We start from the raw sequence: 26,848 nt of genomic DNA on the forward strand, positions 1-26,848 counted from the left end.
GATACGTTTGGACGTCCAAATAACCATCAATTTACTGCTTGTTGCATTAATGATTTTGGCGACAGCCTTTTTCGTAGGCGCCGAATTCGCCATCTTAAAAGTGCGGATGTCACGGATCGACCAATTGATTGCAGAAGGGCATAAAGGGGCGATCGTCGCGAAGAAAGTGGCGTACAACCTCGATTATTACTTGTCTGCGTGCCAACTCGGCATCACAGTGACTGCATTGATTCTCGGTGCACTCGGTGAACCGACAGTCGAGCGGCTATTGAACCCATTATTCGAAGAGTTCAACGTCCCGGCTGCACTTGCCACTGTCCTATCGTATGCGATCGCCTTGTCGATCGTAACGTTCTTGCACGTCGTCATCGGCGAACTCGCACCGAAGACACTCGCGATCCAATATGCGGAGCACATGACCTTACTGCTTGCACGTCCGTTGTACTGGTTCGGCAAAATCATGAACCCGTTCATCTGGTTGCTGAATGGATCTGCGCAGCTTTTCCTTCGCCTCTTCAATCTTGAACCGAGCGGACATGGTGACACGCATTCTGAGGAAGAACTGAAATTGATCATGGCCGAAAGTTTCCAGAGCGGCGAGATCAATCAGACCGAATTGACGTACTTGAAGAATATTTTTGCATTTGACGAACGAATCGTCAAACAGATCATGATTCCGAAAGAGAAAATCATCTCCGTCGAGCAGAGTTTATCCCGTGATAATCTATTCGAAGTGATGAAACTTCATGAATACACACGATACCCTGTGACTTCCGCTACGCATAAGAACCGCTTTCTTGGTTTCCTGAATACGAAAGAGATCTTGACCAGCATCGCGGCTGGAAGGAAGCAGGAAGCCGCTTCATTCATCCACGAAATGCCGAGCTTTGCCGAAACTGCCCCGATCCGGAAAGTATGGACAAGCATGCAGCAAAAACGCGCACACATGGCGATCATTCTCGACAAAGATGGGAATACGGCAGGTCTCGTGACAATGGAAGACATTCTGGAAGAAATCGTCGGCGAAATCCGCGATGAATCGCCGGGAGTCGATCCGGCTTAATAAAAGTTGTTGAGAAGCTGGGAATTTTTCCAGCTTCTTTTTTTATAAGGGGGATGGAATTGAATGAAATTCACTCATTTCCGAAACTTCCACCACCCTCATCTCGTATAAATACTATCCTAGAAAAATGGTGGTGCTGCATAGATGAATGATTGGAATTTAACAGAACAGCTGGCACCGAAAGCTGTTCCTTACTGGCGGATGTATGAACTCGTCACAAATATCATTTCTGCCCTCGTCCTGGGCGTCTTATTCTTCCTCGACTGGCGCTTTGACTGGTATACATGGATCGGCTGGGTACTCATCGGGATCGCTGTACTCTTCTTACTCAGCGTCATCTGGTCCATTATCAGCCCGCCGCTCCTCTACAAAAGCTGGCGCTACGACTTAGACGCAGAATTCTTATACTTGCAATTCGGCATCTGGGAGCGGACAGAACAAGTCATCCCGATGTCCAAGATTCAAGCAGTCGCGATGAAGCAAGGGCCCATAATGCGTAAGTACGGCCTCGCTTCACTGTCCGTCGATACGATGGGGTCGAACCATGCAATCCCGGCGTTGCCGAAAAACATCGCTGAACAACTGCGTGAGCGCATCGCCCAGTTCGCGAAGATCAAAGAGGTGGAACAATGATTGCGAAACGCCGCCATCATCCGGCTTCCATCTTGTTCAAGTACGGCCTTCTTGTGCGCAATCTGTTTTTCCTGTTTCTCATCTTGTTCATCTTCAACCGGACAGACCCATCGACGATCATTACATACGGCCGGTATGCTTTCCTTGCCTACCTTGCCTATTCGATCGTCTCGACATTGTTGACTTGGCTGACGTCTTCCTACGCACTTGATGCGGAACGGTTCCATCTGTACAATGGCATCTTCAATAAAACCGAACGGACCATTCCTTTCGCAAAAGTCCAGAACATCAACCGCCACACATCGTTTTTCCACAAAGTTCTCGGTCTGACCTCGATCCGCTTCGAAACGGCGACAGCTGGTGAAGAAGCTTCCGTGAAGTTTGATGTGCTGACAAAAAAAGGAGCGGCACGGATCGAAGAAATTGTCGAGGCGAAGCGCAAACCGGAAGTACGTGAGGAAACGGAAATTGGCGCTAAAGAGGATGACGCTCCATCTGCAGAGATTCCCTTGGCGAAGCCGAAAGCACCGGCACGCACCATCCATTTCCGCCCGACGACAAGAGAACTCGTGAAGGCATCTTTCACTTCGTTCAGCTTCCTCTTGTTGGTTCCGCTTCTCGGCTCGCTTTACTACAACATCTCGGACTTCATCAACCTGGAAGATCGCGTGGATGGCTTAGTTGGTGACGTGATGAGCTCAGGCTGGATTATCGCCGCGACCGTCCTTGTCATCCTTCTCGCATCCCTCGCGTTCGGCATTTTCCAGACATTCCGTAAATACGGCAAGTACGAAATCGCGTCTGACGACAAACGGATCTATATCCAAAAAGGGATCTTGTCGGAAACCTCCTTCTCCATCGCCAAAGACCGTGTACAGGCGATTGAAGTGAATCAGTCCTTCATCAAACGCCTGCTCGGTCTTGCGGAAGTGAAACTGATCAGTGCCGGCAGCTTGTCACTCGGTGAAGACAATCTCGACATCAGCTCGCTTTATCCATTCCTGCCGAAAGCGAAAGCGTACGCCATTGTTTCGGAACTGTTGCCGTCCTATACAATCCAAGAGGAGATGGAACGGTTGCCGCGCCGTTCACTCTGGCTCCGGATGCTCAAGCCGAGCTGGCTGTGGATCATTGTGACCGCGCTGCTTGTGTTTTTCAAACCGGATTTCTTCCGCATCGAGCAGACGTGGTGGATTGCTTCAGCCTTGCTGCTCGTGCTCATCATCATGTCACGCGTGCTCGACTTTCTCCACACCCGTTTCTGCTTGAACGGTCAATTAATTCAGTTCAAGACTGGCGGCTTTACGACGTCGTTGTTCGTGACGAAGCGGGAAAAAGTCATCGAAGTCAAAGTGACGCAAAATGGTCTCCAGCGGCTGTTCGGGCTCCGTTCACTCGAAACCGTGACACGTGCAAAGCCTGTGCATCACTCGTACTTAACCGATGCGCCAGAGACGTTAGCGAGCGACTTCCATCAGTGGTACCGCGAACGGACGAACGAAATCGAACTTGAACCAGTTGAATAACGTCAAAAAGCCGCTCCGGAGAAGATCTCCGGAGCGGTTTCCGTTCGGCAATCAAGCCGGCACAATCAAATAGTAGACGCATTCTTAGTCATCCTGATTCGCCAAGATAGACGTCACGATATGCATTGAATCCCACTCCGTGCCTGAAAATGCGATGATCGGATACCTTTTCGGGAACAGCTCTTCCCTGATCTCCTCAACCGTCATCCCTTGCCCGTGCATGCGCTTCAGTTGAGCCGACAAATTCTCAAGATATGCGAGCTTCTCCTCCAACTTGCTTCTCCCGTTCTCCACATAGCCCGCGTGGCTGCAAAAAATCGATGTGAATTCGTATTCAAGCAGCTTTCGGATCGATTGCATGATCTGCGGAATCGATTCATCACGCATGATGACTTTCGTTCGCGGATTGACGTACAAATCGCCCGTGAACATCACTTTCGACTCACCGTCGTAAAAAGCGACATGATCCCGCGCATGCCCTGGCGTCTCGATCACTTGCCAGTTCCGGCTGCGGGACGACACCACCGACTCCAGTGGCTGCGCTTCAAAAGGTGCACGCCTCCCCCACGTCTGAATCCGGTACTCTGGATAAGGCGTATCCTCGCTGCATTCTGTAAGCCCTTTCGGATGGACAAAAATCGGAATGCCGAACTGTTGCTGAAGCCACGGTGCTGTGCCCGTATGATCTTCGTGGTTATGTGTCAAAACGACTTGGTCGATCGGATATTTGTTGTAGAAGGCGATTAATTCTTTCTCACATAGTTGTGGTCCCGCATCCACAAGCATGCCGTCGACGAAAAACACATAAACCTTTCCCATCTTCTCGACCGACATCTCCGCACAGACGACTCCTTCTTTTTCATCTACTACAAACACGATGTTCCCTCCCTCATTTTGCAATCTATTTCTCCACTTTACCACTAAGTTGAGTGAATAGTCACTCACTTATTTAATCGCATTTAAAAACATGCCGCGTGTGACGGCATGCTCATTAATTATTGGACTGTCACGGTCCGGGCATGTGCAATCGCTTGCTGCACCGTCGAGAATGTCAGGAATCCATCGTTACCCGCTCCTGTTATCTCAATGGCCATCTTCGGATTGATCCCGGTCACGTACAGATGGCTGCCCATGAGACGCAGCACATCCTGGATGATTATCAGCTGTTGTGCCGGGAAATGGTCTTCCCAGATGATACCCGAAATATCGATGATGATGTGCATCGTTGCAGACTGTTTGACGTACTCGCTCAATTTGGTCGTCAAGATGCTGAAGCGGTCGTTGTCCATTCTCCCGACAAGCGACACAGCAGCAAGGTTTTCGTCGACCGGTAAGATCGGCAGCATCAAGCGGCTGATTTCCTCTTCTTTTTCCGTGAGCAAGACACGCTGTTCTTCTTCCACGGAGACGTTCGTCTGTGTTCCGATAAAGAATAATTGATCCTCAACACGGACCGGTGCGATGTGCAGCCGATTCCAAAAAGACGAGCCGTCTTTCCGGAAATTCTTCAACACGACCGTTACTGACTTCTCATTCTCGATTGCTTCCCGGACTTTTTTCACTTGTCCAGGATTCGTCCCATCCCCTTGCAGGAAGCGGCAATTCTTTCCTTCGATTTCTTCCCGTGAATAGCCCGTCAGCTTTTCAAAGGTCCGATTCGTATAGATGATCGGATTGTCTTTCAATTGTGGATCTGTCACGACCGTCGCCACTTCGCTTCCTTCAAGCATGGCTTCAAATAACGTGCTTATTGTTGATTCGCTTAAATTCTTCATCAAAAAACTCCCACCTTTTTTATCATTCGCACAGGCAAGATGCCCTTGCCTGAACTCTTCTCCATTTCCCCTTTGCATCAAAAAACGAATTCCGAGAAAAAATGCGCTGTCTCTATTTTATCGAAAAGTGCGCTAGGTGCGCAATCCATGAATATTGAGCACAAAAATACTTCATCAAAAACAGAGTAACTCTCTTTCCTCTTGCCTAATCAGCTTCAGTTTAAACATCTTTGCGGGCATTCATTGCAATTCCATTGAAAGCGCACGAATCCCATTCAAAAGAATTGGTCGGCTTATCGCAAAAAGCAATAGCTGCATGATGACAGAAAAAAAGAACACCCGCGCCTCCCTGGCCGGATGTTCTGCACCTATGACAAATCTTCGAAAGCCTTCGCGATGCGTGTCATCGCTTCTTGGATCAACGGTCGCGGTGACGGTGTGCAAATGCGCTGGAACTGACTGCCTTCCTCACCGAACAAATGGCCATCCTCAAGCAGCACGTTCGCCTGATTGTAGATGCGGTCGTGGATCTCATCCGGCGTCAGTCCGTAACCGCCGAAGTCCAGCCACATGACGTACGTCCCGTCCGGAATCGACGTCTTCACTTTCGGCATCTTCTCCTTCAGGAACGTCTCGATCCACTCCATCGTGCCATCGATATATTCCTTCAGCTGATCCAGCCAGTCTTCGCCTTCATTATAAACCGCGATCACCGCAGAAATCGCGAATGGTGACGCGAGTTGCATCCCCATCTCAAGGGCATATTTCGCACGGAGGTCCGGATCTGTAATGATGACATTCGTGCAATGCAGTCCTGCAGTATTGAACGTCTTATTGATCGCGGTACATGTAATGATATGAGATGAATCTTCCACTGCCTTCGCCATCGGCATGAACGTCTTCCCTTGTCTCACTAAGTCTCCATGGATTTCATCCGCGATGATCAGCACATCATGTTTCCGGCAAATCTCCGCCATCCGGCTCAGTTCCTCTTTCGTATACACTTTCCCGGTCGGGTTGTGAGGGTGGCAAAGAATAAACAGCTTCGTATTGTCGTCAGCGGCTTTCGCTTCGAAATCCTCAAGATCCAAAACATACTTCCCGTTTTCCAAGACGAGTGGGTTGTTGACGACTACGCGCGCGTTCCCTTCGATCGCAGAAGTGAACGGCGGGTACACCGGCCGCTGGATCAGCACTCCATCTCCCGGCTCCGTGAGCGCTTTGACCGCCACGTTCAGCGCATGCACAGTCCCCGGGCTATAGACGATCGCCTCTTTCGGAAAATGCCAATCGTGGCGCTTTTGGAACCAATGCTGGATCGCTGCGAAATACTCATCAGGAAAGACCGAATAGCCGTAAATCCGGTGATCGACTGTCTTGTGCAGTGCATCGACGAGCGGCTGCGGCACTGGCAAATCCATATCTGCTGTGAAAAGTGGAATCGTCTCTGCGTCATAACGCTCCGTTAAACCGAACTCCTTGATTAACTCTGCGCCGTCCCATTTCAGTGAATACGTATTTCTTCGATTGATGAACTCATCGAAATTATACTTCAAGTAAATCTGCCTCCTCTGATGTATGTGCTCACGTCCTGCACTTACTTCGCAGGAAGTCTCCCATTTCCTTCTATTATACATGACGCCATTGAAAAAACCGATGCATGAGCATTGCACTCACGCACCGGTGGATTTTCAAAAAATCCGCTTGCTTTCTTCTGACGGACTCAGCTCGAAATTCAAGCGGTTCCCGTCTTTTTTCAAATGGTACACTTCCGACGGCTCGTTGATCAGCGCGACGAATTCACGCTTTCGCGTCAGCGTCTTATACCTCAGTTCATACGCTTTCTTCAATCGTGTATCGAACCCCAATTTGCTGATGTTCGCGATGATTGTCCCCCCGCTGCTCATATGGACGAGCGTTTCATCCGCGCCGTGCTTCTCGGTCTTGCGGATGTGGCGGATGGAAAACCAGATACAGTCGTGACGCTTCGGTGAAACGCAAGGCATCAAGATAATATCGAGTTCTTCATTGATCACCAGCGGATAGCGGTGACTCGCGCCGATCAGTGCCTTGGAGCTGAGTGTCGCTCCGTGGATGCTCGAACCGAGATACTGGAGATTCCGTTCGATCAGTTCAAATGGACTCATATCCGCGACCGTCGTCCCTTGGCGGTGACACATCAATGTATGCAAATATCCAAACTCATCATGTTGCGGCAAAATCGCCATCGTATCCGGTTTGATCGCATATTGCTTTTCTAATCCCATTGAAAAAAATCCCCCTTTTGTCGTTTGCACTTAATTTATGCACAAAAAAGGAGTATACTTGGACATAAGGTTGGTATACTCCTTCCCTAGACCCCCGGGTGTTCGTCGGTCAGACAATCACACCCGGGGATTTCTTATGTAAAGCGTCTGCTTCACAATGCATCCCCCCAATCTTCAACTTTATCGGCGGTATTTTTTATGCGCTTATTTACGGATTTTAGAACCATATTCCACCATTTATTCAAGCGCTCTACTGCCGTTATTTAGATTATATAGGCAAACAATCCCATCTGTCTAACTCTTTTTAATTTTCTTTCAAATTATATTTTAATCGCTTAAAACCCTTTTATAACGGTGTTTTCAGTATGTGCAATTTTTAAGACAAATAGGTCTGAGGAGGCAGTTTCGCTTTTTTTCTAGAAATCGAGAGTGAAGCTTTATACCTGCTCGCCGTTGCCAGGATAAAGTTCCTCGATATACACTTTCGTTTCGGCGATTAATTGCTCCAAGACTACTTCGTCCACATCCGGCAATTTATTGATATACACGCACGATTTCCCACTCGTATATTTCCCAAGCTTCGCAAGCAACTCGTTCCGCGTATCCTCATCCGTCGTGAAGTACAAGCTGTGCTTCGTTTTTCGCGGGGAAAATCCGACAATCGGCGCATCGCCTTCGTGCCCTGTCGCGTACACGTAATGATATGAACCGAATCCGATGATACTCGGCCCCCACATTTTCGGCGGATAGCCACTCACCCGCTCGAACATCTCCAGTAAGCGGTACGCATCTTCCCGCTTGGCCGGCCGTTCGATCTCCTCGATGAACGCGATGACATCCGCATCCGTCTCAGTCGTTTTCTGCTTATACATACGTCTCATCCTCCTTCTTTTCTTACAAGTAGCTTTCTCGAACAACTTCCCGAACTCCTTCTTTGTCCCGCCATGTTAATCTCCATCGAAGAAAGGGTATAATGAAATCAATACGCCATTACATAACAAGGAGGAACTCACATGGATACGACTTTAATCTTGTGGATTGCGCTCGGCCTCGTCATTCTCGGACTCGTGATCGCAGTCATCGGCATCCTGCTGCTGCTCAAAGGCATGAAAGGCCCGATGAAAGAAATCAAAGGCTCTGCAGATAATCTGAAAGAGCGCATGGAGAACATCCAGCTCGAAACGTCGAAGCTCTCGCATACAGCGAACGAGCTGAAAGTCGACATTGACGGGAAGAAAGAAAAAATCACCACTGTCGTCGATGCCGGCAAAGGAACAGTCAACTCGGTCGTCGACATGAACTCAAGCGTCCGCGTCATCACATCCAACATTTCGGAACGCGTCTCCAACAGTAAACAGAACGAAGCGGAAGTGAACCAATGGACAGGTGTCGCAGCAAACCTCCTCGGTATGTGGGAAGCTTACCGAGATGGGAAGAAAACCGGCAACGCACCAACTGAACGTTCAAGATATTGAAAAAAGACAGCCGCGGCTGTCTTTTTCTTGTGCGTTTATTTAACTATTTTCCGGGCGTAAAAACATATCTGAAATTTCAGATACAAAAGATTACAAACAGAAAAAATCGTGGTAAAATGAAAACAAAATGGGAGGGTTTCAAGATGAAAACGCTCGGTTCTCTTCTTGCTGCTGCCGTCCTCACGTTCGGTTTATTTTCTTCTCCCGCCACTGCGATCGTCCTGTTTGATGACGTCAATGCAGATCATTCGTTTGCGTTCGAAATCGCGTATTTGCATGAGGAAGGAATCATCAACAGCTATACTGATGGCACGTTCCGTCCAAATGCACCAGTTACAAGAGCTCACGCTGCCGCGATGATCGTCCGTGCACTGGACTTGGATGATTCACCGCGCCAAACAGGCTTCCGTGATGTGCCAGCAAGCCACACCTTTTCCGGTCCTATTGCAGCAGCTGTTGACGAAGAAATCGTCTTTGGCTTCGCCAACAATTATTTCGGGCCAGGTTTGGCTGTCACACGTGCACAGGTCGCTGCAATGCTTGACCGTGCATTTTACTTCCCTGAAGCATCTGACAATGGATTCACGGACATGCACGCTAATCACTTTGCATTCGATTCAGTCTCTCGACTCGCGGATGCGGGCGTTGCACTCGGCTATCCTGACAACCGTTTCCGACCAGACGCTCCGGTAACGCGTGCACAATTCTCCGCTTTCCTAGCACGCACCATCGAGCCGTCCTTCATTCCTGAGAAAAAGGAACTGCTGACGATGGCGAATGAAATCTTGGCTGATCTGAAAGTCGAAAACTTCGTGGATGTTGCAACATATGTCGGCACAGAAAATGGCCTGACGTTCTGTCCGTATAGTGGTGGATGCTTCGAAGATGGTGGCGTCACTTTTGCGAAGGCCGAGCTTCCTGCCTTCATGACGGATGAGACCGAGCGGCTTTGGGGCTATGAAGACGGCAGCGGATTCGCAATTAAAGAAACACCTGCCGAATACTATGACGACTACTTGCTCGATGCCAACTATACTTCAAAAACACGCTTTGACCGGACCGAGCAGCCGATGACCCAAGACTGGATCCACATGCTTTACCCGGAAGCGACCATCGTCGAATTCTACTTCCCGGGCACTGCGCAGTACGAGGGCATGGATTGGCAAAGCTTGAACATGGTCTTCGAGAAAACAGCCAGTGGCGACTGGATTCTCGTCGCGATCATTAATGACCGTTGGACGATTTGAGTAGAGAATGAAGGAGAACCGCCTGCCGCGGATGCGGGGCGGTTCTCCTTTTTTTAACTGTGTGCAGTAACTTTTTCGAGTGACTGTGATCGGTGCTCGACAAACAATTCATTTCCCGGATCCAACGAAGTCGCCAACTCCATTGCTTTGGCCGCTTTTTCGTACGCGCCGATTGTCGTTAAACTATTTGCTTGGTGGAACAAATAATCCGTTCGCTCCGGTGAACTTTCCAGCAACTGCTCTATGGCCGCAATCGCCTCCGAATGCCGATCGAATTCACGTAAATAATTCGATTTATGATACAGGTAAAACGTGGGGGCTGCGCTCACTGCAATTGCTTGATTGAGAATTTCGAGCGCTTCTTCTTGCCTTTTTATCATCCGGAAGCAATTTGCCACGTAGAAGTAAAATTGTTCGCTCCCCACTTCCGATGTGATCCCTTTCGTGAAGGCAACGATAGCACGGTCAAATTGCTTCAGTTCTTGTAGGAATAATCCCTCCCAAAAGTACAATTCACCTTTTTCTTCGTTCGCAAAAGCTCTTTCGACATGTGCCAACCCTTCTTCATACTTTCCTTCTTTGAAAAATGAAAGGAATTGAGAGGTCTCGGAGCTGTCTCTAAGAACATCGCTCTCAAAAAGTTGCTCTATTTGAGATTGCGAAAGGATTTTGGCATAGTCAGCTGGTGATAAGCCACTTCGATCTTTCACATCTGCATCCGCACCGGCTTCTAGCAAGAGCTTTGCGATGAGTGTGTATAAATAGCCTCCATCTCCTAATATTACTGCCTCATGCAATGCGCTCCAGCCAAGTCTGTTCATATGATTGACTGGTACGCCCTGTTCTAAGCATATCTGAACTGTTTTGAGATAGCCTTTTTCACTGGAAGGAAGCAATGCAGTGCCGCCGAACCGGTTCACAATCGTGACATCCGCTCCGTATGACAGCATCAAGTCAAGTAGCTCCGAAAAGCCGTTCGCTCCCGCAGCAATAAACGGGCTAAGACCATTCGCATTTTTATGATTCGGATCGCTTCCAGCTTCTAAAAGAAATCGGGAAACTGTGAAATCATTTGCGAGAACAGCATGCATTAACGCCGTTTGTCCGGATTCATCTTGGACAAGCACATCCGCTCCCTTGCTGAGAAGATCCACTACTAAATCCTGGTTACCAGTTGCACTCGCTTCTATTAATAAGCTCCCGCTCAATTTTGCACTTTACTTCTTTCTAGTTTTCCGTACACAACATTTCCTTGGAATACGACCGCTTCTCTTTCCGGTGTGCGTGCGACCGCTTCTGCTGAGCAAGATGCGTTAACGAACACGAAGTCCGCGGCATCTCCGACTTTTGGCCATAACACATCTCCGCCATTTGAAAGCGGCACGATTCCACCCGTGATAAATTTCAAAGACTCAGCCAGTGAACGTTCATCGCTCTTCCGGTAAACCTCACTGTAGCGCGTACTCTTCTCTAGAAGATCTCCCGTTCCATAAGGTGACCACGAATCATAAAATCCATCACAACCGAAATGGACCTTCACACCACTCTGATCAAGTAAAGCAATCGGCGGCATCGTTCGGTTTAGCGGAATCGTCGACATGATGGCAATCCCTGTCTCACTTAATTCATATGCAATTTTCTCTTGTTGAGGAAGTACAACATCTCCTAGGCTGAACGCATGGCTGACTGCTACACGGTTTTCCCATTTCGCATCCTTCGTCAGTTCGATGAGCTTCTCAACGGTGTAATAGCCGACTTGACCACCGTCGTGTAAATGAATATCGACATCCGCATCATATTGCGTCGCAATCCCCATCATCGTATCCATTGATTTCTCGATGTTCTTGTCGATTCCGGCAGGGTCCAAGCCGCCGACCATCGTCGCACCATTTCGCATCGCTTCCCTCATTAGCTCAGGAACATCCCCGTTCAAGAGGCCGTGCTGTGGGAATGCGACGATTTCATAACTCATTTGGTCCGCATGTGCTTCTAAAGCTGCACGGACACTTTCAAGGTTTTTCAGTCCGATATACGGGTCGATATTCACATGTGTCCGAATGTGCGTCGCGCCTTTTGACTGCAAGAGTCGAATCATTGCAGTCGCGCGCTGCTCACCAGTTTCCGCAAGCTCAGTCAATTCAATGGCTTCCAGATCCAAACGCTCTTTCAAGCTAGAGACGGGGTGACAAGCTTTCCAATCAAGCGACAAGTACGTTTTGTCCAAGTGGTTATGCATTTCCTTGAAAGAAGGCAGCCCTAACAATCCGTTCGCATCCAAACTGTGGACTCCTGGTTCTGTTAAAGTTCCTGCCGGTTCTTTTCGTTCAATCCTTCCATCCTCGATTTTCAAGTCGTAAAGAGCAGTTAAGGTTTCAACCGCTTGCTCGGAAGTAGTAGTTAGACCATCTTCCAAAAGCACATTTTTAATCCAGGTAATGTTTTTCATATCGAATCCTCCTCCATCTTCACTGCATCTGCGGCAGTCTGTTTTTGATTTCCTGACCATTAAAGAAGACTGCTTTTACACCCGCTCTTCTCGCAATCGCCTCGGAAGTACAAGTGGCGTTCACCAAAATCATCGATGCATCATCCCCGACTTTCGGCCACACTCTTTCTCCTTCATTATCAAGTGGCGTTATGCCACCTGTCGCATATTTCAATATTCGATTCAATGAGAATTCATCCACACACTTGAAGCGCTCTGCTAATATATTTAGCTTTTGAATTGTGTTCCCTGTCCCGAACGGAGACCAGTGATCCGTGATACTGTCATGTCCAAGTGAAATCCCGATTCCTGCTTTATCCATTTCTAACACTGGAATTGTCGGACGGTTTACAGGAATTGTCGTCGTCACATCAATTCGATTCGCCCGCAGTTCAGCAAGAATCTCATCTAGTGCATCACCCGAGAAGTCGCCAAGTGCCATTCCATGGCTGATTGTGACATTCCCTTGCATCTTCGCTTCTTCTGTATATTGTGCTAGGCGGCTAAACGTATACGCACCGAGCGTATCCACATCATGAAGGTGCAAATCAATCCCTTTATTAGACTCTGCAGCAATGTCGAAGACCGTTGTCAGTGAGCGCTCGATGTGGCGATCAACAGTTGCCGGGTCCACTCCACCAACAAGTGTTGCACCATTCCTCATCGCATCTCTCACTAACTGCACAGAATCACTTCGAAGCAGCCCGTGCTGCGGGAAAGCAACGATATCGTATGTAATCCGGCCCTTGTATTTCTCGAGCGCTCGGACCGTCGCCTCAAGATTTTTCAACCCGATTACCGGATCCACGTTACAGTGCGTCCGAATATGCGTATGTCCGTTGTTGATCAAAAGATCGATCATCTTCTCCGCCCGATCTTGCGCAGTCGGCAGCAGTTTCGGTAACAGCTCTTTTTCTTCTTCCAACCGAGTAAAGATGCCTTTTGTGATCGGCGTACACGCTTTCCACGGTCCGCCGTAATACGTCTTGTCAATGTGAATGTGCATTTCCCGCAGTGATGGGAGCAATAGAAGATTCGCAGCGTCATATTGTACTGCTGCTTGAGCCGGGATATGACTGGAGACGCTCTTGATTTTTCCATCTTCGATTTCCAAATGGACCGTTTCAGTTTCCGTCCCAACAATTCGACCGTCCACTTTTTTGAATCCTTTTTCGATAAGTACATTACTGATCCAATGATTCGTCATTTTCCTACCTCCATTGAAAATAGAAAAAGCACGGACATCGCGCTTTTTCTATTTTATTGTTGTTTATTTTTCTATTTCGACATCGTTGATCATCAAGTAGTTCGCTGCGTTCAACCAGTAGCCACTTACACTCTCGTTATTCGCTGCCATGTGCTCGTAGTTACGGATTGGCACATAAACCGCTTCATCGAGTTCAATTTGTGCTAATTCCTCGTAAAGCGCCAATCGTTTATTCTCATCAGTTTCTTCGCGTGCGCTCTCGATTTTTTCATCTACTTCTTCATTCGTATAATAGAACGAGTTACCTGCTGGACCATGTGAGATGGAGTGGAACAAGTTGTATTGGTTATAGTCCCCATCTCCAGTCGCATTCCCCCAACCACTGATGAACATTTGGTGCTCGCCATTGTTGGTCATTTCGATGAACGTTCCATATTCGACGACTTGGATCTTGACGTCTACGCCAATCCCTTTCAGCTGGGACTGGATGACTTCTGCCATGTTGATCCGTTCTTTCCGGTCACTCGTCAGCAAGGAAATCTCCAAGTTCTCCGCTCCAGCTTCTTTAAGAAGAGCTTTTGCTTCGTTCAAATCGTATTCTGCCGGTTTCGTATTTTCGCTATGTCCGAAGACTTTTGGGCTCATCGCAGAATTCGCCAACGTTCCCGCGTTATTATAGACGCCTGAAATGATCGATTCGCGCTCAATCGCATGGCTGATCGCTTTTCGCACGCGCACGTCATCAAGTGGTGCTTTTGCTGTGTTGAAGCCGAGGTATTCGACCGCAAGCCCTTCCGTACGAACCAAGTCCATTGTGTCCGATGCGTCGATGCGCTCGATTTCAGTGACCGGAACTTGGTCATTGATGTGCGCTTCTCCTGTCTCGATCATCGCAAGTCTTGTCGCATCTTCCGGGACGACTTTGAATACGACACGCTGAATATTCGGTTTGTCTCCCCAATACTCTTCATTTCTCACTAACGAAATCTCTTGACCGCTCTTCCAATTCTCGAATACGAACGGGCCGGTCCCGACTGGTTTCTTCTTTAAAGATTCCGGATCTTCCGCTAGTACTTTCGGGCTCATGATGCCGCCTTCCTGACTCGCTAAGATGGAAAGCAGTGGTGCATACGGGTAATCCAGAAGCAATTGAACCGTGTACGGATCGATCACTTTCACTTCATTGATCATTGCGAATTTCTCACGCTGCGGTGAACCCGTTGCCGGATCCAGCAAGCGATCGAACGTCGCTTTAACCGCTTCTGCATTGAATGGTTCGCCATCGTGGAACGTGATGCCTTCATTCAATTTGAATTCCCAAGTTGTATCGTCGATGATTTCCCATTCTTTCGCCAAGGATGGCTGAAGGACAAAGTTTTCATCCGGTTTGACCAACCCTTCATAGACTTTCTGATAGTTGATGTTCGCAGATGGGATATCAGTGATGAAATGCGGATCCAAGCTTGTTGCATCCGATAGTCTGACGACATGCAATGTTCCTCCCATTGTATTCTCACCGGCTGTTGCCTCATTTTCGGATGATTGGTTGGAATTCGTGGAGCATGCTGCGAGCATAAAAATTGCACATATTAACATAACCCCTGATACAACATGCCTGAAGCTTTTCTTTTTCATCGGGTTCCCTCTTTCCTCTTCGTATTTTGGTTGAGCAGCGTTTAGTTCTTCCAAGCTCATCTCTAATACTAATTTAATAGTTTGAATATTTTTTATAATATCTATACATAAAATTTAACTATTTCGACTACTATCGGGAATTACATTTACTTTTACTGTGAGTCTGCTAATTTAAAATGAATCAGCTGCTACTTCTTCCATACACGTAGAAGCTTTTCGTTCCAAAAAAACAACTTTTTAGGGAGGGGCATCATGGCTATCGAATTGAATAAAGAAGAACCCGTCATCGTTACACAAACAATCGACCACCCAAGGCAATCCGTCATTTCCAATTTCTTTTCCGTGTTCTTAGAAAACAAGGCTGCCGTAGTGGGAGGACTGATCATTCTCTTCTATATCTTCATCGCAATTTTCGCACCGTTCCTGGCACCTTACCATCCACATGAAATCAACTTGGAGAACAAACTCGTGCCACCATCAATGGATCATTGGATGGGAACAGATGATAAAGGAAGAGATATCCTCAGCCGCATCCTTTATGGCTCCAGACTTTCCATGGGCGTCGGTTTTGCAGCCGTCATCTTCGGGGCATTCTTCGGAATCACCCTCGGACTGATCGCTGGGTATTACGGCAAGTGGGTCGATTCCATCATCATGCGTTGCATGGATGTACTCTTGGCTTTCCCAGGAATTTTGTTGGCCTTAGCTATCGTAAGCGCGCTCGGACCAAGTTTGATCAACGTCACGATCGCCGTCGGTGCTTTCTCGGTACCACTGTTCGCCCGTATCGTCAGGGGATCAACATTAGAAGTGAAACAACTCGAATACATTGATGCCATCCGGACGCTCGGAGCGAATGACGGCACGATCATCTTCAAACACATCTTGCCAAATATCTTATCACCGATCATCGTCCAAGGAACATTACGTGTCGCAACAGCCATTCTATCTGCGGCTGGATTGTCATTCCTAGGGTTAGGTGCACAGCCTCCCTCTTCAGAATGGGGAACGATGTTAAGCAGCGGACGTGACTTCTTGTTCACTGCACCCTACATCGCCATCTTCCCGGGTCTTGCAATTGCATTGCTTGTTCTCGGCTTCAATATCTTCGGCGATGGACTACGGGATGCATTCGATCCACGGATGAAAAAATAACAGCGAGTAACTAAAGGAGGTTCTTCCCATGCTAATGTTCATTTTAAGACGTCTTGTCCAGACCATTCCCGTCATTTTCGGGGTAACGATTGTCGTATTCATCATCATGCAACTTGTCCCCGGAGATCCGGCCGTTCTACTCGCTGGTGAAGGTGCGACAAAAGAAACGATCGAAGCACTGCGCGTCCAACTCGGTCTTCATCAACCGTTATACGCTCAATATATCGACTACGTCACGAATATTTTCCGCGGTGACTTGGGAACTTCCTTAAAAAATAACCAGCCTGTACTCGATGAAATCTTGATCCGCCTACCGATTACATTGGAACTTGCGATCATCAGTACATTCATCACAGTCGTTCTTGGAATGGCTGCAGGAATCATCTCAGCAGTTAAGCCTTACTCAATCATCGACACAGTTGTTATGATCCTTGCACTACTTGGAATTTCACTTCCTAGCTTCTGGTTCGGTTTAATGCTTATGTATGGTTTCTCTGTGAAGCTTCAAATCTTCCCAGTTGCAGGCTGGGATAGCATGGCACATATCGTGTTGCCTGCCTTCACTCTCGGCGCTGGAGGAGCCGCAATCGTTGCCCGGATGACCCGCTCCAGTATGCTCGAGGTCATCCGACAAGATTACATCCGTACTGCTCGTGCCAAAGGGGTAAAAGAACGTGTCATCATTTACAAACACGCATTGCGTAACGCACTGATTCCTGTCATCACAGTTGTCGGCCTCCAATTCGGTGCACTGCTTGGTGGAACAGTACTTGTCGAATCAATCTTTGCGATTAATGGTCTCGGACGAATGATCGTCGACTCCATCAGAATGCGGGACTTGCCAATGGTACAAGGTGGCGTACTCGTTGCCTCACTTGTATTCGTAGTCGTCAATCTCTTAGTCGACATTCTCTACAGATTCTTCAACAAACGGATTGAATTAAACTAAAAGGTGGGAGCAATATGACTGAACTGAATGAAATTCTATTAGAAGTGAAGGACTTAAAAACCCACTTCCATACAAAACACGGTGTCAGTAAAGCGGTCGATGGCATCGATTTCACATTAAGAAAAGGTGAAACGCTAGGTATCGTCGGTGAGTCAGGCTGTGGGAAAAGTATCACGTCATTATCCATCTTGCGCCTGATCCCTTCTCCTCCAGGAAAGATTGCTGGAGGACAGATTTTATATAAAGGCCGTGATTTAGTGACGCTCCCGGATAACGAAATGCGAAAGATCCGCGGAAATGATATTTCGATGATTTTCCAAGAGCCAATGACTTCACTGAATCCGGTCATTCCAGTCGGCGAACAAATCGCCGAAGCAATCCGTCTTCACCAAAAGATGAGTAAAAAAGAAGCACGACTGAAAGCAGTCGATATGTTGAAACTCGTCGGCATCCCCTCTCCCGAGAAACGCGCAAAACAAGAACCGTTCCAGTTGAGTGGCGGAATGCGCCAGCGAGTTATGATCGCGATGGCCCTGTCGTGTAATCCGGAAGTGTTGATTGCAGATGAACCGACAACAGCACTCGATGTAACGATTCAGGCCCAAATCCTTGAGTTGATCAAAGAGTTGCAAGCACGTCTCGGAATGGGTGTCATGATGATCACACACGACCTCGGAGTTGTCGCAGAAACATGCGATACAGTAGCAGTCATGTATGCAGGCAATATTGTAGAGCATGCATCTACTCAAAACTTATTCGACGATCCGAAGCACCCATATACACGAGGACTCCTCGCTTCCCTTCCGAAAATCGATGAAGACCGCGACGAGTTATATACGATCGAAGGAAGCGTTCCAAGTGCATACAATATGCCTGTAGGCTGCCGCTTCGCATCCAGATGTGAATTCGCACAAGCCGTTTGTCTAGAGAAAAAGCCTGATCTCATCGAACAAAGCGACGGCACGAAAGTCCGTTGCTGGATGTACTCGGACGAATGGGCTGGAGCAAAACCAACTGAGGAGGTATTCAACTAATGAAGATAGCAGAAGAGAAAAAAGTCTTATTAGAGGTTGCTAACCTGAAACAATACTTCTCGGTCAAGAAAGATTCCATCTTTAAACCAAAGACATACGTCAAAGCAGTCGATGATATCTCGTTCGTCGTCAATGAAGGCGAAACGTTGAGCATTGTCGGCGAGTCCGGTTGCGGAAAATCCACAACGGGCCGCTCGATTTTGAAGCTCGACGAACCGACAGGCGGCAAAGTGATCTACGCTGGGAGAAACCTTGTTGATTTATCACGAAAGGAAATGCGTGACTTACGAGGAGACCTACAAGTCATCTTCCAAGATCCATTTGCTTCCTTGAACCCTAGACAGACCATCAAACAAATTTTAACGGAAGCGATGACGATCCAACAGTCTGTTCCTAAGCCGCTACAAAAGGATCGGATGGCTGAGCTCTTGAACCTTGTCGGGCTCCCTACCGAAGCATTGAACCGCTATCCTCATGAATTCAGTGGTGGGCAGCGTCAACGGATTGGGATTGCACGCGCTCTTGCTGTAGACCCGAAACTGATCATTTGTGATGAAGCGGTATCTGCTCTGGACGTTTCCATCCAAGCGCAAATCTTAAACTTACTCAAAAAGCTTCAGAAGCAGTTCCAACTGACGTTTTTATTCATCTCCCACGACTTGAGCGTCGTCCGTCACATTTCGGATCGGGTAATGGTTATGTACCTTGGGAAAATTGTAGAGATCTCGGATAAGAAGGATTTGTTCGACAATCCGCTACACCCTTATACGAAGGCGTTGTTGTCTTCCATTCCTGCAACGAATCCTTCTATCAAGAATGAACGTATTTTATTGAAAGGTGACGTCCCTTCTCCGATTAATCCGCCGAGCGGCTGTCGATTCCACACACGCTGTCCGTTCGCTGCAGATCGATGCAAAACTGAAGAACCTGCTTTACGTGAACTGGAGCCAGACCACTTTGTCAGCTGCCATTTCGCTGAAGAGCTCGCACAATGACCTGGAAGCTTACTATATTAACAAAATAATTTGATATTCCTATTGAGCATTTCTGAATTTCGGTTAAGGTTTAAGTGAGAGAACCTCCGGAAGCAGAATGCTCTCCTTTTATTCTCTCGTCCTACTAACCCCTATCATGCAACGTGAGGAGTAATACATGAAATGATGACGATAGAAGCTTTTTCTCTTTATATCATGATCTGTGTACTTGCCCCTCTAATAGGCGCTTTCACACTGCTGTTCTTATTTGTTTTTGAAAAACGTATTGATTTAGTCGAAAAGGAAAAGAACGAAATCGCGCTGGAAAACGAATTGCAAAAGGCGCAGTACAACCAATTGACGCAAGAAATTCAGCCGCATTTCTTTTTCAATACGATGAATTCTATCTTGAGTCTTGCAAGGCTCGAGCGAAAACAGGAATTGATTCATTCCATCGAGACTTTCTCGAAAATCTTGAAGCACAAATACAAAACGAACACGACATTCATTACGCTCGATGAAGAATTATCGTATATCACTGCCTATTTGGACATCCAAAAGATCCGCTTTCGTGAACGTCTCGATTATGAAATCATCGCTGACGACACTGTCCGGAAAGCGATTATCTTACCGTTCCTCCTCCAGACACTTGTCGAGAATGCCTTCAAGCACTCTTTCGATAAGAAAGCTGGGAAGGCTGATTTGAAAATCCAAGTCGAGCAACATGAAAACACGCTTTCCATCAACGTTATCAATAGTCTTCCGAATGAAGAGGAACACACTGCAGCTGGTACCGGAATCGGACTTTCCAATATCACGAAGCGGCTGAACATCCTTTTTCCGAACGATGAAAAATCGGTCGGCATCAAACATTCTTCTGAATACACCACCGTCACGGTTACGTTTCCCCTTGTCTTTAAAAATGAACTGAAGGAGTGAATATTCCCATGAACATTTTACTTGTCGATGATGAACCTCTCGAACTGGAGCAAATGGAATACTTGATCAACAAAAACTTTCCGATGTGGGATATTTACAAAGCGCAAGATGCTTCACAAGCGTTGAAAATACTGAACAGCCGCGATATTTTATTGGCGTTCTTAGACATTCAATTGCCTGGAAAGACCGGACTCGAGCTAGCGAAAGAAATGCAATCCATTTCGGATGCAGATATCGTTATGGTGACGGCTTACCAGAGCTTCGAATATGCACAATCAGCAATCAAGATCGGCGTCGTTGACTACATAACGAAGCCAGTCATAGAAGAAGATCTTGTAAAAGTCTTGAACAATTACGCGAACGTCACGCACTACTCCGAAAATATCCAGCAATCGATTCGACTGATACACCAAAACTACGAAGAGAAAATCACACTTAGCTATTTGGCGGAGAAAATCCACATCAATCCGGCATATTTGAGCCGGAAGTTCCAAGAAGAAGTGAAAGTCGGATTTTCCGAGTACGTAAACAATTACCGTCTGATGATGGCGAAGAAAATGTTAATCGAGCATGCGGAAGTAAGCATTGGGGAAGTTTCTGAGCGATGCGGATTCAATAGCCAGCACTACTTCAGCCAGATGTTTCGGAAAGAGACCGGACTGTCTCCACGGGAGTTCCGGATGAAGGAACACCACCAGTGAAAAAGAAAAGCTTTGATTTTTATATTCAAGGAGCGGTCCAGCTCGGAATCGCTTTTGGCGTCGTCAGCCTCCTCGCTAGATGGATCACTGGGAACACCATTCTTTCTTCTCCTGAGACACTTATCCAGTACGGCTTAATCGGCGGCATCGGCTACGCATTCATGGGCGGACTCGCACTCATTCTCTTCGGCTTCGTCGCACGGAAAATCAGCTATACATTCTTAGGGAAAATGACCATTGGAGACGTCTTAAAGCAAAAGCTCAATCCATTTGGCTATTGGTACATGATGGCCCTGCTCATCTCGATGAGTATTTACACGCTGTTCATCCAAGTGATGGGAGCCGGATTACTATTGCATATCCTATTTCCGGTCCCGCTCTTTATCGGCATGTCGATTTTCCTGTTCTTTCTGTTCTTGATCGGCGGCATTGGCGGTCTTTACCGGATTCACCAATTGGCTGGAATCAGCGTCATCTTAGTATTCGGCACCATCATTCTCATTCCTGTTTACTCTTACATGCAGGAAGGTGTGACGGTGATTTTCGAAGGCATCCGGCTGTACCACCCTTATTTGCTCTTCACGACAAATAAGGAATCTCTCTGGTTCATCTCGACCGGACTGCTTATCTTTTTCGGACAAATGATTACGGACCGGGCTACATGGCAGCGCGTCTTTGTGATTAAGAAGGAAAAAGTCAAAATGGTCTTCATCTTGACTGGATTGATCTGGTTCACGGTTCCGATTGCCATTACATCCCTTTTTCTACTTGCCATCTCTGGCCGGTCATTCGATAACATTTATTCGCTCATCTTCGAACTAATCAACATATTAGAATCTAACATGCTGATTTTCGTCTTCATCCTGTTTTGTTTCGCGGCGATTCTATCCGCTGCTAGCTCCGAACTACATGCGCTAAACTCGTTATTCGTCCGCAATATTGTCGGTGAATTTAAGAGCTTAACAAACCACCAGAAGTTTAAATATAAAAACATCTTCTCGCTCGTACTAATCTCGATGCTACTTATAACAGCGATTGTACTGACGCCATATCCACTTGAATTACTGTTTTTCTTTGGCCATGTTTACAGTTCGATGATTTTTGCCATGCTCTACATCGTATTCAGTAAAGGAAAAGATACGCTTCCGCCCGTTCTTTCTTCGTTCATCGGAGCAGTAGGCGGACTCGTTGCAACGTCTTTTACTTCGTATTTTGAATCGATTTGGGTCAGTTTCTTCCTTTCAGCCATCATCATCAGTTTGTTTGTCTTGAAAAATTTGCTCCAACATCATTCCCGGTCGAGGAGGAATCTGGAGGACAGTTCACATGACGCACATTAAGCAAGAAGACAATCGTTTCCTTTCGGTTAATCCGGATTTACTCCCAACCCTTTCAGAGAACCGAACATGGAACTTCAGCCATTACTTTTCAGTCTGGATGGGATCGGTACATAATATTCCTTCGTACGTAACGATTGGTGGATTTTTTGCGCTTGGTCTCTCTACAGGCCAAGTATTCACCGTCATCTGTTTTGCAGCACTTTTAGTTGCCGTCTTGCTCGTCTTGAATGGACACGCAGGGAATAAATATGGTATTCCCTTTTCCATTTTGCTGCGTGCAAGTTATGGTGGAAAAGGCGCGATACTCCCCGGATTCTTCCGAGGAATCATTGCAGGAATTATGTGGTTCGGCTTGCAAACATATGCCGGTAGTATCGCGGTTTCCATTTTCATCGGTACGTTTTATCCAAGCTATTTGACACTCGGCGGAGATTTCTCATTCCTTGGGTTGAACTTTTCGAGCCTTCTATCGTTTCTGATCTTTTGGTTCATCAATTTGATTTTCATTTTCGCTGATGTCAACGCGCTCGGGAAATTGACAAAAAGTGTGACGGTCCTCGTCTTTGTCGTGTTTGGCGGCATGTCGATCTGGTCGATCCAATTGGCTGGTGGCATCCAGCCGATCTTAGCGTTCGAACCTGCCCATGACATCGAAGTCAGTGTCTTCTTATTGATTTCTTGTGTCTCTGCTATTGTCGCTACATGGGTCGCTCCGATCTTGAGCGTTTCGGATATCACCCGCTATTCACGCACGAAAAAAGCACATGCAGGCGGTCAATTCATCGGCATCATGGCCACTTATCTACTGTTCGCACTCGCCAGTATTTCTATCATTATCGGATCCGAAATCGCCTTCGGTGTCCCAGTCTGGAATGTCCTTGAAGTAGTTGATAAATTCGACAGCATCTTCGCGATTATTCTTTCACTGACCACACTAGCTCTTGCGACGTTGTCTGTGAATATTGTCGGGAACGTCATTCCAGCAGCCAATCAATTGACTGCACTGTTTCCACGTAAATTAAGCTTCAAGAAAAGCGCCTTTCTCGTCGCCGTCCTAGGTACGATGCTACTTCCTTGGAAGCTCATGGAGAACTCGACGAGCATCTTCGCATTCTTGAATCTGGTCGGTGCACTGCTCAGTCCTGTGATCGGGGTCATGCTGACACATTATTATATTGTCTCGAAGAGGAAGATCGATATCGACGCATTATATGGCTTGTCCACTAGCCAGCCTATTACTTCAGTTCAAATTCCTGCATTGCTAGCCACTCTTCTGACAGGAGGCCTGAGTCTGCTCGGCAGTCAAGTGGCTACGCTTGAAGTATTCTATTCGATGTCTTCTCTACTCGGCATCTTCATCTCAGCCGTCTTGTATTTCAGTTTCTATCAGATTCAACTACATCTTCGCCAAAGAAAACTTCATTAAAAAGGAAGCACCGGATTTCTACTATCAGAAACCCGGTGCTTCTCTTTTGATTTGCTATTACCTCTACACGACACAAGTAATTTTTCAATCGAGTTTTCCCGCCACTATGACTCCTCTACGGAATACCGCTTTTCGCGTTGCACGCCTTGCCACTGCTTCAGCAGCACACTGTGCGTCGACAAGAACGAAGTCAGCTACATCGCCTGCATTCGGCCACATCTGCTCACCGTCCCGATTAAGTGGTGTCTTTCCATTTGTGATGAAACGCAACGACTGAGACAACGACAACTCATCTGTCCAGCGATTGATTTCTATTAACCTGCCTAGCCGCTCCAAAATATCGCCATTCCCAGTCGGCCACCATGAATCATAAATATTATCGTTCCCCAGTGCCACGTTCACACCAACTTCATCCAGCATGCCGATGGGCGGGAGAATCCTTCCAGTAGGAAGACTTGAGATGATCGTGATGTCCGCTTCCTTCAACTCTTCCGCCACTTCTCTAGCTTCGGATGGTTGAACGTCTCCTAATCCAAACGCATGGCTGATCGCGACTTTCCCTTGTAGTCCCGCTTCGATCGTCAAAGCTGTCAAACGTTTCATCGTGAAGGTCCCTAAATGTCCAGGGTCATGCAAATGTAAATCAATCTCCACATTCCCTTCGACTGCGATATCAACCAATTCCATAAGGGATGCTTCGATATTCAAATCGACCGTTGCCGGATCGACTGCGCCGACGATGCCCGCTCCATTTCGCACAGCTTCCCTGATCAACTGTGCCGTATTCCCTTTCAGCAAGCCGTGCTGAGCAAAAGCCACGACTTCCGAATCAATGCGATGCCGATAGTCGAGCAGCGCTTCCTGTACACCCTGTAGGTTCGCCAGACCGGCTTCCGGGTAAATATCGACATGTGTACGTACAGACGTCGAGCCATGGGATTGGAGTACGTCTAGCAGCTTTTTTGCCCGTTGTTGCGTCGAAGCCTCCATGGAATTCAGGATATTCATTTCAATCGTACTTCTTTCCACGACAGAAGAAGCCGGCACACACGCACGCCACGCTTCGCCCATATACGTCTTATCGAGATGGACATGCTGCTCTTTAAAGGAAGGCAAGACAAGCAAACCGTTGCCATCCAGCGTCTCAAGTTCTTGTGGAAACTGTTCGTTCTGATTTAGAATCTCTATAATCCGACCATCCGAAATCTTCAAATGAACCAGCTCCGTTTCCGTCGCTCTTACTTGTCCATCTTCTTTTCGATAACCTGTCTCCAATAAAACATCCTTTAAAATATACATGACGCCCCTCCAAATTTTTTCAAATGAAGAGGGATATCCTTATGCGGATATCCCTCTGTATTTTGTTCACTTAATTGAAACGTTATTGATTTCCAAATAACCTGATGGGCTGATTTCAAAACCGCTTACATCTTTCGAGATTGCTGCAACGTTCTCAATGACACGCACCGGGATATAGATTACTTCGTCCATTTGGATTTCCTGTGCTTTTGCATAAAGTTCAACACGTTTGTCAGAATCCGCTTCTACACGTGCCTCCTCGATCAACTGATCCACCTCAGGGTTGTCGTAGAATGACGTATTCCCGTTCGCTCCTTGTGAGTTTGAGTGCATTAAGTTGTACTGGTTGTAGTCCGCATCACCAGTCGCGTTTCTCCAGCTGATGATGAACATCTCCGTGTTCCCAGAGTGTGTCGTATCGACAAACGTTCCGTATTCCATTACTTCGATATTTACTTTGATTCCGATGCCCTTCAATTGAGATTGCACGACTTCTGCTAAATTGATGCGCTCTTTGTTATCCATCGTCGTCAATTTGATTTCGAGACCATCCGCGTATCCCGCTTCGCTCAACAAGCGTTTCGCTTCAGCCAGATTGTATTCATAAGGCTCCAGTCCATCGTGGTAGCCGAATACTTTCGAGCCTAATAGTGAATTCGCTTCGCCACCGACGTTGTTGTAGACACCTTTACGGATCGCGTCCATCTCAATCGCGTGTGCAATCGCTTTTCTCACTCTCACATCGTTGAACGGTTCTTTCGAAACGTTGAATGTGATGTACTCTGTACCAAACCCTTCACTTTGGTACACTTCCGAATTTTGAGAGGCGTTTACTGCATCGAATTGTGCGATTGAGAGTGGTTCAGCAATATGTGCTTCTCCCGTCTCCACCATCGATGTTCGCGTCGTTTCTTCCGGAATCACTTTGAATTCGACTCTGCCGACTTTCGCCGGTGTTCCCCAATACTCTTCATTCCGGTTCAAGATGATTTCTTTTCCTGGTGTCCATGATTCAAATGTGAAAGGGCCTGTTCCGTTCGGCTCCCGGATGGCTTCCCCACTATATTCTTCGATTGATTTCGGGTTCAATATGCCACCTTCGTGACTGGCAAGGATGGAAAGCAGTGGCGAATAAGGTTCAGTTAAGTGAAATTGTACAGTATGTTCTTCGACGATTTTCACTTCTTCGACCATCGCCAAGACACCTGCTCTTGGTGATCCGACTTCCGGATCCAGTAGTCGATCGAACGTCGCTTTTACAGCTTCGGCAGTAAATTCTGTTCCATCATGGAATTTCACGTCTTGGCGTAATTTGAATTCCCATACCGTGTCTTCGAGCTGTTCCCAACTCTCTGCAAGCAAAGGCTGCAACTCAGCGTTTTTATCTCGGCCAACTAATCCTTCATAAATCTTTCCGTGGGTGATGCTCGCAGCATTGATCGTTGACATGAATTGATGATCTAAACTTTCCGCATCGGAGAGTCTTGCAACAATTAACGTATCTTCAGCGTCAGAAGCTTTCACTTCTCCTTTTTCTGTCGATGCATTTTTATCTCCTGTGGAACACCCTGCAAGAAACAGTAGAAGCATTAATAAAACAATCCCTAACCTTCTCTTATGAACCTTATTCAAATCGCTTCCCCCTCACACTCTGATGTATTATTAAAATTATAGGAAAAATTCTGATAATTAGGTTTCATTTTCTTTACTTTCTTTTA

The 26,848-nt window shown here is 47.1% G+C and carries 24 protein-coding genes; 13 read left to right on the forward strand and 11 right to left on the reverse strand.

All coding sequences use genetic code 11. The features are described from left to right. The first annotated feature begins 7 nt into the window (after positions 1 to 7). The 3 genes from GIW82_RS06145 to GIW82_RS06155 all read left to right on the forward strand — a co-directional run bounded on the left by GIW82_RS06145 (position 8) and on the right by GIW82_RS06155 (position 3,222). Positions 8 to 1,063, forward strand: coding sequence for a hemolysin family protein (locus GIW82_RS06145; protein ID WP_154748982.1), 1,056 nt, complete (start codon positions 8 to 10; stop codon positions 1,061 to 1,063). A 144-nt stretch (positions 1,064 to 1,207) separates the two neighbouring features. Continuing rightward, positions 1,208 to 1,696, forward strand: coding sequence for a PH domain-containing protein (locus GIW82_RS15065; protein WP_154748983.1), 489 nt, complete (start codon positions 1,208 to 1,210; stop codon positions 1,694 to 1,696). Continuing rightward, positions 1,693 to 3,222, forward strand: a complete 1,530-nt coding sequence (locus tag GIW82_RS06155; protein WP_154748984.1) for a PH domain-containing protein — start codon at positions 1,693 to 1,695, stop codon at positions 3,220 to 3,222. Before GIW82_RS15065 ends, GIW82_RS06155 begins: the two co-directional genes overlap by 4 nt. Before the next feature lie 84 nt (positions 3,223 to 3,306). Here GIW82_RS06155 and GIW82_RS06160 read toward each other — a convergent pair whose 3' ends face one another. From GIW82_RS06160 to GIW82_RS06180, 5 genes are all read right to left on the reverse strand, one after another. Then, positions 3,307 to 4,098 carry an MBL fold metallo-hydrolase gene (locus GIW82_RS06160; RefSeq protein WP_370456110.1) on the reverse strand — a complete coding sequence of 264 codons (792 nt, stop codon included), beginning with the start codon at positions 4,096 to 4,098 and terminating at the stop codon, positions 3,307 to 3,309. Positions 4,099 to 4,217: 119 nt separating this feature from the next. Continuing rightward, complete coding sequence (ytvA, locus tag GIW82_RS06165; protein WP_230309327.1) at positions 4,218 to 4,997, reverse strand: YtvA family blue-light photoreceptor; 780 nt, start codon at positions 4,995 to 4,997, stop codon at positions 4,218 to 4,220. A gap of 368 nt (positions 4,998 to 5,365) precedes the next feature. Further along, positions 5,366 to 6,553: a MalY/PatB family protein gene (locus tag GIW82_RS06170; protein WP_154748986.1), complete on the reverse strand. Its 1,188-nt coding sequence runs from the start codon at positions 6,551 to 6,553 to the stop codon at positions 5,366 to 5,368. A gap of 135 nt (positions 6,554 to 6,688) precedes the next feature. Further along, positions 6,689 to 7,264 carry a competence protein ComK gene (locus GIW82_RS06175; protein WP_154748987.1) on the reverse strand — a complete coding sequence of 192 codons (576 nt, stop codon included), beginning with the start codon at positions 7,262 to 7,264 and terminating at the stop codon, positions 6,689 to 6,691. 437 nt (positions 7,265 to 7,701) lie between these two features. After that, a complete protein-coding gene (locus GIW82_RS06180; protein ID WP_154748988.1) occupies positions 7,702 to 8,136 on the reverse strand; it encodes a DUF1801 domain-containing protein in 435 nt (144 codons plus the stop codon). 141 nt (positions 8,137 to 8,277) lie between these two features. Between GIW82_RS06180 and GIW82_RS06185 the strand changes: the two genes are divergently transcribed. Together GIW82_RS06185 and GIW82_RS06190 are read left to right on the forward strand one after the other, a co-directional pair. Next, complete coding sequence (locus tag GIW82_RS06185) at positions 8,278 to 8,739, forward strand: DUF948 domain-containing protein (RefSeq protein WP_154748989.1); 462 nt, start codon at positions 8,278 to 8,280, stop codon at positions 8,737 to 8,739. 143 nt (positions 8,740 to 8,882) lie between these two features. Continuing rightward, positions 8,883 to 9,986, forward strand: a complete 1,104-nt coding sequence (locus GIW82_RS06190) for an S-layer homology domain-containing protein (RefSeq protein ID WP_154748990.1) — start codon at positions 8,883 to 8,885, stop codon at positions 9,984 to 9,986. A gap of 53 nt (positions 9,987 to 10,039) precedes the next feature. Here GIW82_RS06190 and GIW82_RS06195 read toward each other — a convergent pair whose 3' ends face one another. The 4 genes from GIW82_RS06195 to GIW82_RS06210 all read right to left on the reverse strand — a co-directional run bounded on the left by GIW82_RS06195 (position 10,040) and on the right by GIW82_RS06210 (position 15,313). Then, on the reverse strand, positions 10,040 to 11,194 hold the full coding sequence (locus GIW82_RS06195) for an ankyrin repeat domain-containing protein (protein WP_154748991.1): 1,155 nt from the start codon (positions 11,192 to 11,194) through the stop codon (positions 10,040 to 10,042). Further along, positions 11,191 to 12,432 carry an amidohydrolase gene (locus tag GIW82_RS06200; RefSeq protein WP_154748992.1) on the reverse strand — a complete coding sequence of 414 codons (1,242 nt, stop codon included), beginning with the start codon at positions 12,430 to 12,432 and terminating at the stop codon, positions 11,191 to 11,193. Before GIW82_RS06200 ends, GIW82_RS06195 begins: the two co-directional genes overlap by 4 nt. A 19-nt stretch (positions 12,433 to 12,451) precedes the next feature. Next, a complete protein-coding gene (locus tag GIW82_RS06205; RefSeq protein ID WP_154748993.1) occupies positions 12,452 to 13,678 on the reverse strand; it encodes an amidohydrolase family protein in 1,227 nt (408 codons plus the stop codon). 63 nt (positions 13,679 to 13,741) lie between these two features. Continuing rightward, the gene (locus tag GIW82_RS06210; RefSeq protein WP_154748994.1) at positions 13,742 to 15,313 is read right to left on the reverse strand and encodes a glutathione ABC transporter substrate-binding protein; all 1,572 of its coding nucleotides are present in this window, start codon (positions 15,311 to 15,313) and stop codon (positions 13,742 to 13,744) included. Positions 15,314 to 15,565: 252 nt separating this feature from the next. Between GIW82_RS06210 and GIW82_RS06215 the strand changes: the two genes are divergently transcribed. The 8 genes from GIW82_RS06215 to GIW82_RS06250 all read left to right on the forward strand — a co-directional run bounded on the left by GIW82_RS06215 (position 15,566) and on the right by GIW82_RS06250 (position 23,831). After that, positions 15,566 to 16,468, forward strand: a complete 903-nt coding sequence (locus GIW82_RS06215; protein ID WP_154748995.1) for an ABC transporter permease — start codon at positions 15,566 to 15,568, stop codon at positions 16,466 to 16,468. Positions 16,469 to 16,496: 28 nt separating this feature from the next. Then, entirely contained in the window at positions 16,497 to 17,417 is a 921-nt protein-coding gene (gene nikB, locus GIW82_RS06220; protein WP_154748996.1) for a nickel ABC transporter permease, read from the forward strand. A 14-nt stretch (positions 17,418 to 17,431) separates the two neighbouring features. Then, positions 17,432 to 18,451: an ABC transporter ATP-binding protein gene (locus tag GIW82_RS06225; protein ID WP_154748997.1), complete on the forward strand. Its 1,020-nt coding sequence runs from the start codon at positions 17,432 to 17,434 to the stop codon at positions 18,449 to 18,451. Beyond that, a complete protein-coding gene (locus tag GIW82_RS06230) occupies positions 18,451 to 19,446 on the forward strand; it encodes an ABC transporter ATP-binding protein (protein ID WP_154748998.1) in 996 nt (331 codons plus the stop codon). Before GIW82_RS06225 ends, GIW82_RS06230 begins: the two co-directional genes overlap by 1 nt. Positions 19,447 to 19,608: 162 nt before the next feature. Continuing rightward, positions 19,609 to 20,364, forward strand: coding sequence for a sensor histidine kinase (locus tag GIW82_RS06235; protein WP_154748999.1), 756 nt, complete (start codon positions 19,609 to 19,611; stop codon positions 20,362 to 20,364). 8 nt (positions 20,365 to 20,372) lie between these two features. Next, positions 20,373 to 21,065, forward strand: coding sequence for a response regulator transcription factor (locus tag GIW82_RS06240; protein ID WP_154749000.1), 693 nt, complete (start codon positions 20,373 to 20,375; stop codon positions 21,063 to 21,065). Then, positions 21,062 to 22,405 (forward strand): SLC5/6 family protein, encoded by a 1,344-nt coding sequence (locus tag GIW82_RS06245; RefSeq protein ID WP_230309198.1) that lies wholly within the window; start codon positions 21,062 to 21,064, stop codon positions 22,403 to 22,405. Before GIW82_RS06240 ends, GIW82_RS06245 begins: the two co-directional genes overlap by 4 nt. Beyond that, complete coding sequence (locus GIW82_RS06250) at positions 22,392 to 23,831, forward strand: cytosine permease (protein ID WP_154749001.1); 1,440 nt, start codon at positions 22,392 to 22,394, stop codon at positions 23,829 to 23,831. The genes GIW82_RS06245 and GIW82_RS06250 overlap by 14 nt, the downstream gene beginning before the upstream one ends. 84 nt (positions 23,832 to 23,915) lie before the next feature. Here the strand turns inward: GIW82_RS06250 and GIW82_RS06255 are convergent, their stop codons facing one another. Both GIW82_RS06255 and GIW82_RS06260 read right to left on the reverse strand, forming a co-directional pair. Further along, entirely contained in the window at positions 23,916 to 25,130 is a 1,215-nt protein-coding gene (locus GIW82_RS06255; protein ID WP_154749002.1) for an amidohydrolase, read from the reverse strand. A gap of 66 nt (positions 25,131 to 25,196) precedes the next feature. Further along, complete coding sequence (locus GIW82_RS06260; protein WP_154749631.1) at positions 25,197 to 26,720, reverse strand: glutathione ABC transporter substrate-binding protein; 1,524 nt, start codon at positions 26,718 to 26,720, stop codon at positions 25,197 to 25,199. Positions 26,721 to 26,848: the final 128 nt, after the last annotated feature.

The organism is Planomicrobium sp. YIM 101495, assembly GCF_009707665.1.
GTDB lineage: Bacteria > Bacillota > Bacilli > Bacillales_A > Planococcaceae > Planococcus.

Excerpts from the sequence above, each read along its gene's own strand:
- GIW82_RS15065 (WP_154748983.1), top strand. The coding sequence starts at position 1,208 with ATGAATGATTGGAATTTAACAGAACAGCTGGCACCGAAAGCTGTTCCT.
- GIW82_RS06155 (WP_154748984.1), top strand. The coding sequence starts at position 1,693 with ATGATTGCGAAACGCCGCCATCATCCGGCTTCCATCTTGTTCAAGTAC.
- ytvA (WP_230309327.1), bottom strand. The coding sequence starts at position 4,997 with ATGAAGAATTTAAGCGAATCAACAATAAGCACGTTATTTGAAGCCATG.
- GIW82_RS06175 (WP_154748987.1), bottom strand. The coding sequence starts at position 7,264 with ATGGGATTAGAAAAGCAATATGCGATCAAACCGGATACGATGGCGATT.
- GIW82_RS06180 (WP_154748988.1), bottom strand. The coding sequence starts at position 8,136 with ATGTATAAGCAGAAAACGACTGAGACGGATGCGGATGTCATCGCGTTC.
- GIW82_RS06185 (WP_154748989.1), top strand. The coding sequence starts at position 8,278 with ATGGATACGACTTTAATCTTGTGGATTGCGCTCGGCCTCGTCATTCTC.
- GIW82_RS06190 (WP_154748990.1), top strand. The coding sequence starts at position 8,883 with ATGAAAACGCTCGGTTCTCTTCTTGCTGCTGCCGTCCTCACGTTCGGT.
- GIW82_RS06200 (WP_154748992.1), bottom strand. The coding sequence starts at position 12,432 with ATGAAAAACATTACCTGGATTAAAAATGTGCTTTTGGAAGATGGTCTA.
- GIW82_RS06205 (WP_154748993.1), bottom strand. The coding sequence starts at position 13,678 with ATGACGAATCATTGGATCAGTAATGTACTTATCGAAAAAGGATTCAAA.
- GIW82_RS06210 (WP_154748994.1), bottom strand. The coding sequence starts at position 15,313 with ATGAAAAAGAAAAGCTTCAGGCATGTTGTATCAGGGGTTATGTTAATA.
- GIW82_RS06215 (WP_154748995.1), top strand. The coding sequence starts at position 15,566 with ATGGCTATCGAATTGAATAAAGAAGAACCCGTCATCGTTACACAAACA.
- nikB (WP_154748996.1), top strand. The coding sequence starts at position 16,497 with ATGCTAATGTTCATTTTAAGACGTCTTGTCCAGACCATTCCCGTCATT.
- GIW82_RS06225 (WP_154748997.1), top strand. The coding sequence starts at position 17,432 with ATGACTGAACTGAATGAAATTCTATTAGAAGTGAAGGACTTAAAAACC.
- GIW82_RS06230 (WP_154748998.1), top strand. The coding sequence starts at position 18,451 with ATGAAGATAGCAGAAGAGAAAAAAGTCTTATTAGAGGTTGCTAACCTG.
- GIW82_RS06235 (WP_154748999.1), top strand. The coding sequence starts at position 19,609 with ATGATGACGATAGAAGCTTTTTCTCTTTATATCATGATCTGTGTACTT.
- GIW82_RS06240 (WP_154749000.1), top strand. The coding sequence starts at position 20,373 with ATGAACATTTTACTTGTCGATGATGAACCTCTCGAACTGGAGCAAATG.
- GIW82_RS06250 (WP_154749001.1), top strand. The coding sequence starts at position 22,392 with ATGACGCACATTAAGCAAGAAGACAATCGTTTCCTTTCGGTTAATCCG.
- GIW82_RS06255 (WP_154749002.1), bottom strand. The coding sequence starts at position 25,130 with ATGTATATTTTAAAGGATGTTTTATTGGAGACAGGTTATCGAAAAGAA.
- GIW82_RS06260 (WP_154749631.1), bottom strand. The coding sequence starts at position 26,720 with ATGCTTCTACTGTTTCTTGCAGGGTGTTCCACAGGAGATAAAAATGCA.